Source organism: Stenotrophomonas sp. YJH_SMC_64 (assembly GCF_059371375.1).
Map to the genome: position 1 here is coordinate 49,273 of NZ_JCAFUN010000013.1, position 9,126 is coordinate 58,398.

Genomic DNA, 9,126 nt, shown 5'->3' on the forward strand with positions numbered 1-9,126 from the left:
CTGCCGTCGTGGCCTCGCCGGGACCCAAAAAAGAATGGGGAAGGACTTGCGCCCTTCCCCATGCATTGCCTTGACCTGACACCGTCCGAGTGAACGGTTACGGCATCGGGAAGGACTTATGCCGCCAGCGCGCCCTTGGCCTTTTCGGCCAGCGCAGCAAAACCGGCTGCGTCGTGCACGGCGATGTCAGCCAGGACCTTGCGATCCAGGGTGATGCCGGCCTTCAGCAGACCGTTCATGAAGCGGCTGTAGCTCAGGCCGTTGATGCGGGCAGCCGCATTGATACGGGTGATCCACAGCGAACGGAAGTTGCGCTTCTTCTGCTTACGGCCGATGTAGGCGTACTGCTGTGCCTTGATGACCGCCTGCTTGGCGACGCGGAAGACCTTGCGGCGGGCGTTGTAATAGCCCTTGGCGAGATCCAGGATTTTCTTGTGGCGGCGACGCGCCTGTACGCCACGCTTAACTCGTGCCATTTTTCAGTTCCTCAGAGGTAAGGGAGCATGCGGTCCAGACGGCCTGCGTCTTCTGCACGGACATGGCCCGTCTGACGCAGATTACGCTTACGCTTGGTCGCTTTCTTCGTGAGGATGTGGCTACGGTTGGCGTGGCCGCACTTGTACTTGCCCGAGGCGGTCTTGCGGAAACGCTTGGCCGCTGCCCGGTTGGTCTTGATCTTGGGCATTGCAATGTCCTTGATGGGATATGACCCTGGTTTCTGACTGATCTGGCGGCGGCCTGGGCCGCTCTTTCCGTCCTGCCATGATCGGCGTACGACCCGTCCTGGGTGGGTCGAGCCGGGCATGATACAGGCAAAACCGCCCTGCCACCAGCCCCTGCAACCCTTTACCGGCGATTCACCGGCGTCCTGCAAAAGCAAAGGGACGCCAGCGGCGTCCCCTCACCCTGAACCCTTCAGCCAGGCGCCCCGGAAGGCGGCCCGTCAGGCCTCAGGTCTTCTTCTTCGGCGCGATCATCATGACCATCTGACGCCCTTCCAGGCGCGGACGGGATTCAATGACGATGTCCTCGCCCAGATCGGTCTCGATCCGGTTGGCCATTTCGCGGCCCAGTTCCTGGTGGCTCATTTCACGGCCACGGAAACGGATGTTGACCTTGATCTTGTCACCATCTTCGAGGAACCCGCGCATCTTGCGCAGCTTGATCTGGTAGTCGCCCTCGTCCGTGACCGGACGGAACTTCACTTCCTTGATCTCGACCTGCTTGGTCTTCTTCTTGGCCTCGCTGGCCTTCTTCTGCGCTTCGAACTTGAACTTGCCGAAGTCCATGATCTTGCAGACCGGCGGATCGGCCTGCGGCTGGATCTCGACCAGGTCCAGGCCTTCATCTTCGGCCATGGACAGCGCTTCGTCGCGCGACAACACGCCGATCATTTCTCCGTCACTGCCGATCACGCGGACGCGCGGCACACGGATTTCCTGATTCTTGCGGTTCTGTTTGTTGTCAGGGGTGCTGATATTACGTTCTCCCAAGGGTATCGAACCGGTCCGGGTGCCTGTGCGCCCGGACCGGACCTTTGCTTACGCGCCCTCGGCGTGGAGCCGCTCGATGAAGGCCTGCAGGCTCATGCTGCCCAGGTCTTCGCCAGAACGCGTACGCACCGCCACAGCCCCATTTTCCTTCTCGCGGTCACCGATGACCAGCAGGTAGGGCACGCGCTGCAACGTATGCTCGCGGATTTTATAGCCGATCTTCTCGTTACGCAAATCCGAGCTGACGCGGAAGCCTTGCTCCGCAAGGGTTTTGGTCACGCCCGAGACGTAGTCGGCCTGGGCGTCGGTGATGTTGGCCACCACCACCTGGGTCGGCGCCAGCCAAGCCGGGAACTGGCCGGCATGGTGCTCGATCAGGATGCCCAGGAAGCGCTCCATCGAGCCGACGATGGCGCGGTGCAGCATGACCGGGTGCTTCTTCTGGCTGTTCTCGTCCACGTACTCGGCGCCCAGGCGGCCCGGCATCATGAAGTCGACCTGCATGGTGCCCAGCTGCCAGGTACGGCCGATGGCATCCTTCAGGTGGTACTCGATCTTCGGGCCGTAGAAGGCGCCCTCGCCCGGCAGCTCCTGCCATTCCACGCCACAGGCGGTCAGCGCCGAGCGCAGCGCGCCTTCGGCCTTGTCCCAGGTGGCGTCGTCGCCCAGGCGCGATTCCGGGCGCAGCGCGATCTTGATCTGGATCTCGTCGAAACCGAAGTGCTGGTAGACCGCCAGCGCCTGCTGGTGGAAGGCCGTCACTTCCGACTCGATCTGGTTTTCCGTGCAGAACACGTGGCCGTCGTCCTGGGTGAAGCCACGCACGCGCAGGATGCCGTGCAGCGCGCCGGACGGCTCGTTGCGATGGCACGAACCGAACTCACCATAGCGGATCGGCAGGTCGCGGTAGCTGTGCAGGCCCTGGTTGAACACCTGGATGTGGCCCGGGCAGTTCATCGGCTTGACCGCGTACGTGCGCTTCTCCGATTCGGTGAAGAACATGTTGTCCTGGTAGTTGTCCCAGTGACCGGACTTCTTCCACAGGCTCACGTCCAGGATCTGCGGGCAGCGCACTTCGCCATAGCCGCTGTTGCGGTAGACCTTGCGCATGTACTGCTCGACCACCTGCCACAGCGCCCAGCCCTTCGGGTGCCAGAACACCAGGCCCGGTGCTTCTTCCTGCAGGTGGAACAGGTCCTGCTGCTTGCCGATGCGGCGGTGGTCGCGCATTTCAGCTTCTTCGATGCGCTTGATGTACGCCTCGAGCTGCTTCTTGTCGGCCCAGGCGGTGCCGTAGATGCGCTGCAGCTGCTCGTTCTGCGCGTCGCCGCGCCAGTAGGCGCCGGAGATGCGGGTCAGCTTGAAGGCCTTCAGGAAGCGCGTGTTCGGCACGTGCGGGCCACGGCACATGTCCACGTATTCCTGGTGGTAGTACATGCCCATCGCCTGGATGTCGTCGGACATGTCCTCGATCAGGCGCAGCTTGTAGTCCTCGCCACGGGCCTTGAAGATCTCGATCACTTCGGCGCGCGGGGTCATCTTCTTGATGACGTCGTAGTCCTGGGCGATCAGCTCGCCCATGCGCTTCTCGATCGCGGCCATGTCGTCCGGGGTGAACGGGCGCTCGGAGTAGATGTCGTAATAGAAGCCTTCGGCGATCACCGGGCCGATCACCATCTTCACGTCCGGGTAGAGCTGCTTGACGGCGTGGCCGACCAGGTGGGCGCAGGAGTGGCGGATGATCTCCACGCCCTCCTCGTCCTTGGCGGTGATGATGCGCAGGCTGGCATCGTGGTCGATGACGTCGCTGGCATCGACCAGCACGCCATCCACGGCACCGGCGATGGTGGCCTTGGCCAGGCCGGCGCCGATCGACTGGGCGACCTCCATGACGCTGACGGGGTTTTCAAATTCGCGGCGGCTGCCGTCGGGAAGAGTAATGTTGATCATCGCAGTGGCTTCGTGCGGGGCCCGCTGGGCGGGCTGGAAAGCGTTCCCGGGGCGGCGCCCGGGCAATAAAAAAGCGCCGCGAGGGCGCCTGGAACACAGGGCCTTCGGGGGCAGGTCAACAGTGGGCGGTGGTAGTGCTCATGTCGCACGCTCGGCCGGCGCTGGGCGCGGGCCACCTTGTTCCAGTCAGGGTTCTACGATGATCTTAAACCAGCGCACGGGAAAGCCCAAGGGCTACCGTACGGTCGGCTGAATGTGCCTCGCTGGCGGCGTGAAATCGCAATGATTACCATGTCGGCGCAGGCCGCTCCGTGCCAGCCTGCCCGCTTTCCCCCAGGACCCCGTGATGCGCCACCCGCTCCGACCGGCTTCCGCCGGCCCCGTCCGTGCCCCGCGTTCGCCGGCCCGCTGCCGCGCCGGCCGCCCGCAATGATCACCGTCGGCCTTTCCACGCTCGGCTTCTGCAGCCTGGGCATGCTGGCAGCGATGTTCTCGGCGCTGGCCTTCTATGCCGCTTCGCCGCATTGCCGCTGGCCGCGCCTGCGCCGCGCCGGCCGCCTGGGCCGCCAGATCGGCCTGGTCGCCGCTGCCGCCGCGCTGTGGCTGTGGATGGCCGAGCTCGGCTTTGCCGCCGGCCTGGTGGCGATGTTGTGCACCTGGATGCTGGCCGCGATGCTGTTGCCGGCGCTGGCCGCCTGGCACCGTCCCGGCACGGAGTCGCCCTGATGTGGCCGCGCGCCTTCGCTGGCACCGTGGCCGGCTTCCTCCTGGCCGCGGCCGCGACCGGCCTGCTGGCATGGGTACCGCCCGGCCCCTGGCAGCGGGCGCTGGTGCCGACCCTGATCGCTTTCATCCCGCTGTGGATGCTGGCCGCCCTGTGGGCGTTCAGTTTCCGCAGCGCGCTGCGCGCCTGGCTGGTGCTGGGTGGCAGCGCCGCCGCCGGCTTCGCCATGCTCGGGCTGCTGCGCCTGACCGGCGCAGTGCAATGAGACCTCTCCCATGAAGTTCAGTTCGCAGACCCTGCGCACGTTCACCACCCTGCATACCTGGGTCGGCCTGGTGGCCGGCTTCGGCCTGTTCGTGGCCTTCTACGCAGGTGCGCTGACCCTGTTCCATCACGACCTGCCACTGTGGCAGACCCCGGGAGCCGCCACCGCACTGCCCGCCGGGCTGGACGATGCGCAGTACCTGCTGGAAGACGTGCTGGCTGCGCATCCGGAGGCACGCCGCCACGTCGGCATGACCTTCCCCGGCGCCGAACACCCGCAGCCGCTTGCGTACTGGCAGGCCGATGACGGCAGCTGGCGCTATGCCTGGCCCGGCCAGATCGCCGGCAGCCCCACACCACCGCAGACCGGACTGGCCGAACTGGTCAACGAGCTCCATTACAGCCTCGGCCTGCCCGTAGCCGGGATCTACGTGATGGGCATTGTCAGCCTGCTGTACGGCATGGCACTGCTCAGCGGCCTGGTGATCCATCTGCCGAAGCTGCTCGGCGACCTGTTCGCGCTGCGTCCGGGCCGCAACCTGAAGCAGCTGTGGCAGGACGCGCACAACGTGATCGGCGTGCTCAGCCTGCCTTTCCACCTGATGTTCGCGGTGACCGGTGCCCTGCTCTGCCTGGTGTTCGTGCAGATGGCCCTGCTCAACCCGTTGATCTACGACGGCAAGGCGCTGCAGGCGGTGCCGACGGCGATGGACACCGCGCCCGTGCGCGATGCCAGTGGCATTCCGGCACCGCCGGGCAGCCTGCGCGTGCTGCATGCGCGCGCGCTTGAAGTCGCCCGCGCACAGGGCGTGGCCAACTTCGAACCGGCCTACCTGAAGCTGGCCAATGCCGGCGATGCCAATGCCACCATCGAGATCACCGGCGAATCCACCGGCACGCTCGGCCCGCTTGGCGCGGTGGCGCTGGACGTGGCCACCGGCGACGTTCTGGCCTCGCAGCTGCCGGGCCAGCGCGACGCCAACCACGCCACGCTCAGCGCCGCCTACGCGCTGCACTTCGGCGAATTCGGCAACGGCGTGGTGGTCTGGCTGTACTTCCTGCTCGGCCTTGGCGGTGCGTTCCTGTTCTATTCGGGCAACCTGCTGTGGATCGAGTCGCGGCGCAAGCGTCGCCAGCCGCAGCAGCCGCGCGCCGGGGTGAACATGGCGCGGGCCACGGTCGGCGTGTGCATCGGCCTGTGCGTGGCGATCTCGGTCGCGTTCGTCACCGCGCTGGTGCTGGAGCGGCTGGCGCCGACAGCGGTCGATCGCGGCATCCGCTGGGCCTGCTTCGGCAGTTGGGCGGCCTGTGCGCTGTGGGCCGCGCTGCGACGCCCGGCGCAGGCCGCACGCGAGTTGCTGTGGGCGGCGGCGATCAGTACCGCGCTGGTACCGGTGCTGCACGGCGCACTCAATGGTGACTGGCTGTGGCGCGCCGCCGCGCGTGGCCACTGGCCGCTGTTCTGGGTCGACGCCATCGCGCTGGCCATGGCCTTCGGCTTTGCCCGCCTGGCAGTGGCCAGCCAGCGCCGCGCCCGCAACGGCGATCCCAACAGCGTCTGGGCCAACTGAACCTTCGCCCGGCATGCCCCGGCGCTACCTGCCATTGCGCGCAACGCCCCCTGTAGCGTCGAGCTTGCTCGACAGCTGTTGATTTCGCGCCAAGCACCGTCGAGCAAGCTCGACGCTACCCGAGCAGGATCATGCCTCGCCGGGGTAACGACTCACTTCGATCAGGTTGCCATCCGGGTCGCGGAAATACACCGATTCGATCGGCCCCAGCGCACCGGTGCGCGCAACCGGCCCCTCCTCCACTGCAACGGACTGCGCCTGCAGGTGGGACAGCACATCGACTGTCGCCATGCGCGTGACCAGGCACAGGTCGGCACTGCCCGGCGTGGGCCGCAGCGCATGCGGCTGCAGCGGGGCACTGGCCGCATGCAGATTGATCTTCTGCTGGCCGAACTGCAACGCGGTACGACCCGCGCCGAAGCGCACGACCTGCATGCCGAGCACGCGCTGGTAGAAATCACAGCTGCGGTCGATGTCGGCGACGGTGAGGACCAGGTGGTCCAGGCGTTCAAGATGGATCATGCCCGCAGCGTAACGCTGCGGGCGTGGCCATGCTGTGCGGGGTTGGGCCAATGGCGTTGCGGCATTGCGCCGGGCATCGCCTGATGCAGCTCAATCGCCGATGCGCGCCTTCTGCCACGGGCCCAGCATGGCGTTGAGCAGGCTGGCCTGTTCGTCGTCGCCGGTCAGCTCCCACATGAACACCCCGGCCAGGCCCTGCTCGCGGGCGAACTGCGCACGCAGGCCGATCGAGCGCGGGTCTTCATAGCTGATGAAGATCTTCTGCCCGGCGTTGTACAGCCACGGGCTCTGCGCCTGCGGCTGCCAGTGTTTCGTCCAACCCGGCTGATCGAGATAGCGCGCCTTGATCACCCGCCAGTCGCCGGCATCGGCCGGCGCACTGTAGGACTGGTACAGACCATCCGCTGCATCGCCGGTGACCTTGAAGCCGCGCCCGTAGAACGGTACGCCCAGCACCAGCTTCTCGGCCGGCACGCCGTGCTCGCGGTAGTACTGCACCGCGCCGGCCACGTTGTTCCAGCGCCGCAGCTCCGGGGCCAGCGGATCGGCCGGCACTTCATGCAGCGGCGCATTGAAGGTCGACACCGCCGAGAAACCGGTGCCCATGTCGTAGCTCATCAGGTTGATGAAATCGAACACCTTGGCCAACGCCGGCAGGTCGTAGCTCGCTGCTGGATCGTAGGGGCCATCGGTCTGCAGGCGACCGGCGGCCAGCGCGGCGGTCAGCAGCATCGGCTGTCGCTCCTTGCGCCCGTGCGCGTCGAGTGCCACGCGGAACGCCTGCGCGAGCCGGGTCAGGTTGGCGCGATCCTGCGGGCGGTGCGCCAGCTCCTTCGGTCCGCCACTGACCGGGAACTCCCAGTCGATGTCCACGCCATCGAAGCTGCCGGCATGGCGGTCGAAGAACAGCGCCATGCACGAGTCGACCAACCGCTTGCGGCTGGCCTCGGTCAGCGCTGCATCGGAGAATCCACCTGCGCCCCATCCGCCAATTGAGATCAGCGTGCGCAGATGCGGGTGCGCCTTCTTCAGCTCGGCCAGCGCAGCAAAATTCTTCGGCGCTTCGGCGCCGACCGTGCAGCGGCCGTCCTCGATGGTGGAGAACGCGTAGAACAGGTGGGTGAGGCGCTCGGCCGGAATGCTCGACACCGGGTAGCGCGCGGCCGAGCCGCCGGGGTAGTAGGCACCGAAGATCGGCGGCTGTGCGGGCGCGGCATGCAAGGCAATGGGCAGGGCGCCGGCAATCAGCACGGCAAGGACGGCCACGGTCTGGCGGAACATGGGATCTCCCGGTTCGAAGGCGCAGCCACGTTAGCAAACGGATGGGGCTGTGGGACGGTTGTCGCGGCATGTCGTCCAGTGGACAGGCACGCCGCATCCCTTGACGACATCGGGGCAGACATGCGATTGCCGTCATGCACTGCAGCAGGACACACACCGACGCCGGTCTCCCATGCATCGGCTAAGGTAGCCGCGGACCTCCAACCGTGCATGGACATGAGCACCGACCACAACGACATTGACGACGGCGACCTGCTGGACGACGAAATCCTCGACGAACACCAGGCACTGGAGGCACGCGCCTACGCCGTCTTCCGCGAGGGCGACCTGCAGCAGGCAGTGGCGCTGTTCGGCGAGCTGATCGCACTCGCTCCCGAAGTGCCGTATCTGCATTACATGCGCGGATTGGCGCACAAATACCTGCGCGACTGGGCTGCCTCGCTGCAGGACAACCGGCAATCAGAACAGCTGCGCGGCGAGTTCGATGAAGCCACCGCGTGGAATGCCGGTATCGCCGCCACCGGCGCCGGTGACTGGGCCGAAGCGCGCCACCAATGGGCCCGCTGTGGCATCACCCTGCCCGAGGGCGAAGGTCCGATCGAGGGCAACTTCGGCGTGGCCTGTGTGCGCTTGGCACCGTGGTCCGATGCCGAAGTGGTGTATATGAGCCGCATTGATCCGGTGCGTGCACGCATCGACAACGTACCGCTGCCCGAAAGCGGCTTCCGCTTCGGCGACATCGTGCTGCACGACGGCGCATCAACCGGCCATCGCACCTACGGCGAGCGCCAGGTGCCGGTGTTCAACGCGATGCAGCGCCTGCAGGCATCGGACATGACGACCTTCACCGTGTTCGTGCAGTGTGATTCGGCCGATGACATCGCTGCCCTGGAGGCCATCACGCTGCCAGGCATCGGCATGGTCGAGGACTGGACGGCCACCGTGCGCCGGCTGTGCCGCCGCTGCAGCTACGGCACGCCGCACCAGCATGGTGATGAGGCGCTAGATGAAGACCAATGGAGACGCGAACGTGACCTCGGCGTGGCCGCACAGGGCCGGGCTGCGGTGGAAAAGCTCATGGCGGTGTGGGTCGCTGCAGCCCCCAGCCGGGTGCTGGAGGCCATCGAACAGCGCGAGCACCCGATGAGCGCCCCGGAGCCAGGCCAGGTCTGGTGGCTGGGGGAGGACGAAGAAGGCGCGTAAGTGCAAGGACCAACGGTCCTCATCCACAGGATTCCAGGCAAAGAAAAAGCGGGCCGAAGCCCGCTTTTTCATTTGCGAAAGCGTGAGGACCAACGGTCCTCACCCACCGCACAATCAG

Annotated in this window: 10 protein-coding genes; 4 read left to right on the forward strand and 6 right to left on the reverse strand. The window is 66.2% G+C overall.

All coding sequences use genetic code 11. From position 1 onward, the window contains the following. Positions 1-116 precede the first annotated feature (116 nt). The 4 genes from rplT to thrS all read right to left on the reverse strand — a co-directional run bounded on the left by rplT (position 117) and on the right by thrS (position 3,443). A complete protein-coding gene (gene rplT, locus AC5P9L_RS15010) occupies positions 117-476 on the reverse strand; it encodes a 50S ribosomal protein L20 (RefSeq protein WP_005410435.1) in 360 nt (119 codons plus the stop codon). 11 nt (positions 477-487) lie between these two features. Then, positions 488-685 carry a 50S ribosomal protein L35 gene (gene rpmI / locus AC5P9L_RS15015; protein ID WP_005410436.1) on the reverse strand — a complete coding sequence of 66 codons (198 nt, stop codon included), beginning with the start codon at positions 683-685 and terminating at the stop codon, positions 488-490. A gap of 265 nt (positions 686-950) precedes the next feature. Next, on the reverse strand, positions 951-1,493 hold the full coding sequence (gene infC, locus AC5P9L_RS15020; RefSeq protein WP_005410437.1) for a translation initiation factor IF-3: 543 nt from the start codon (positions 1,491-1,493) through the stop codon (positions 951-953). Between the two features lie 48 nt (positions 1,494-1,541). Beyond that, positions 1,542-3,443, reverse strand: coding sequence for a threonine--tRNA ligase (gene thrS, locus AC5P9L_RS15025; RefSeq protein WP_005410438.1), 1,902 nt, complete (start codon positions 3,441-3,443; stop codon positions 1,542-1,544). Positions 3,444-3,872: 429 nt separating this feature from the next. Between thrS and AC5P9L_RS15030 the strand changes: the two genes are divergently transcribed. The 3 genes from AC5P9L_RS15030 to AC5P9L_RS15040 are packed head-to-tail and all read left to right on the forward strand — an operon-like array spanning position 3,873 to position 6,002. After that, on the forward strand, positions 3,873-4,169 hold the full coding sequence (locus AC5P9L_RS15030; protein ID WP_005410439.1) for a hypothetical protein: 297 nt from the start codon (positions 3,873-3,875) through the stop codon (positions 4,167-4,169). Beyond that, a complete protein-coding gene (locus AC5P9L_RS15035; protein ID WP_005410440.1) occupies positions 4,169-4,432 on the forward strand; it encodes a hypothetical protein in 264 nt (87 codons plus the stop codon). Before AC5P9L_RS15030 ends, AC5P9L_RS15035 begins: the two co-directional genes overlap by 1 nt. 10 nt (positions 4,433-4,442) lie before the next feature. Next, the gene (locus tag AC5P9L_RS15040; RefSeq protein ID WP_005414066.1) at positions 4,443-6,002 is read left to right on the forward strand and encodes a PepSY-associated TM helix domain-containing protein; all 1,560 of its coding nucleotides are present in this window, start codon (positions 4,443-4,445) and stop codon (positions 6,000-6,002) included. Between the two features lie 129 nt (positions 6,003-6,131). Here AC5P9L_RS15040 and AC5P9L_RS15045 read toward each other — a convergent pair whose 3' ends face one another. After that, entirely contained in the window at positions 6,132-6,524 is a 393-nt protein-coding gene (locus tag AC5P9L_RS15045; protein WP_005410442.1) for a VOC family protein, read from the reverse strand. 90 nt (positions 6,525-6,614) lie between these two features. Further along, positions 6,615-7,805 (reverse strand): glycoside hydrolase family 18 protein, encoded by a 1,191-nt coding sequence (locus tag AC5P9L_RS15050; RefSeq protein ID WP_005410443.1) that lies wholly within the window; start codon positions 7,803-7,805, stop codon positions 6,615-6,617. A 216-nt stretch (positions 7,806-8,021) separates the two neighbouring features. On the opposite strand from AC5P9L_RS15050, the gene AC5P9L_RS15055 reads away from it, so the two are divergent. Then, the gene (locus tag AC5P9L_RS15055; protein WP_231098213.1) at positions 8,022-9,008 is read left to right on the forward strand and encodes a tetratricopeptide repeat protein; all 987 of its coding nucleotides are present in this window, start codon (positions 8,022-8,024) and stop codon (positions 9,006-9,008) included. The last annotated feature ends 118 nt before the right edge of the window (positions 9,009-9,126 follow it).

Coding starts and splice junctions, on each gene's coding strand:
- rplT (WP_005410435.1), bottom strand. CDS start 476: ATGGCACGAGTTAAGCGTGGCGTACAGGCGCGTCGCCGCCACAAGAAA.
- rpmI (WP_005410436.1), bottom strand. CDS start 685: ATGCCCAAGATCAAGACCAACCGGGCAGCGGCCAAGCGTTTCCGCAAG.
- thrS (WP_005410438.1), bottom strand. CDS start 3,443: ATGATCAACATTACTCTTCCCGACGGCAGCCGCCGCGAATTTGAAAAC.
- AC5P9L_RS15030 (WP_005410439.1), top strand. CDS start 3,873: ATGATCACCGTCGGCCTTTCCACGCTCGGCTTCTGCAGCCTGGGCATG.
- AC5P9L_RS15035 (WP_005410440.1), top strand. CDS start 4,169: ATGTGGCCGCGCGCCTTCGCTGGCACCGTGGCCGGCTTCCTCCTGGCC.
- AC5P9L_RS15040 (WP_005414066.1), top strand. CDS start 4,443: ATGAAGTTCAGTTCGCAGACCCTGCGCACGTTCACCACCCTGCATACC.
- AC5P9L_RS15045 (WP_005410442.1), bottom strand. CDS start 6,524: ATGATCCATCTTGAACGCCTGGACCACCTGGTCCTCACCGTCGCCGAC.
- AC5P9L_RS15050 (WP_005410443.1), bottom strand. CDS start 7,805: ATGTTCCGCCAGACCGTGGCCGTCCTTGCCGTGCTGATTGCCGGCGCC.
- AC5P9L_RS15055 (WP_231098213.1), top strand. CDS start 8,022: ATGAGCACCGACCACAACGACATTGACGACGGCGACCTGCTGGACGAC.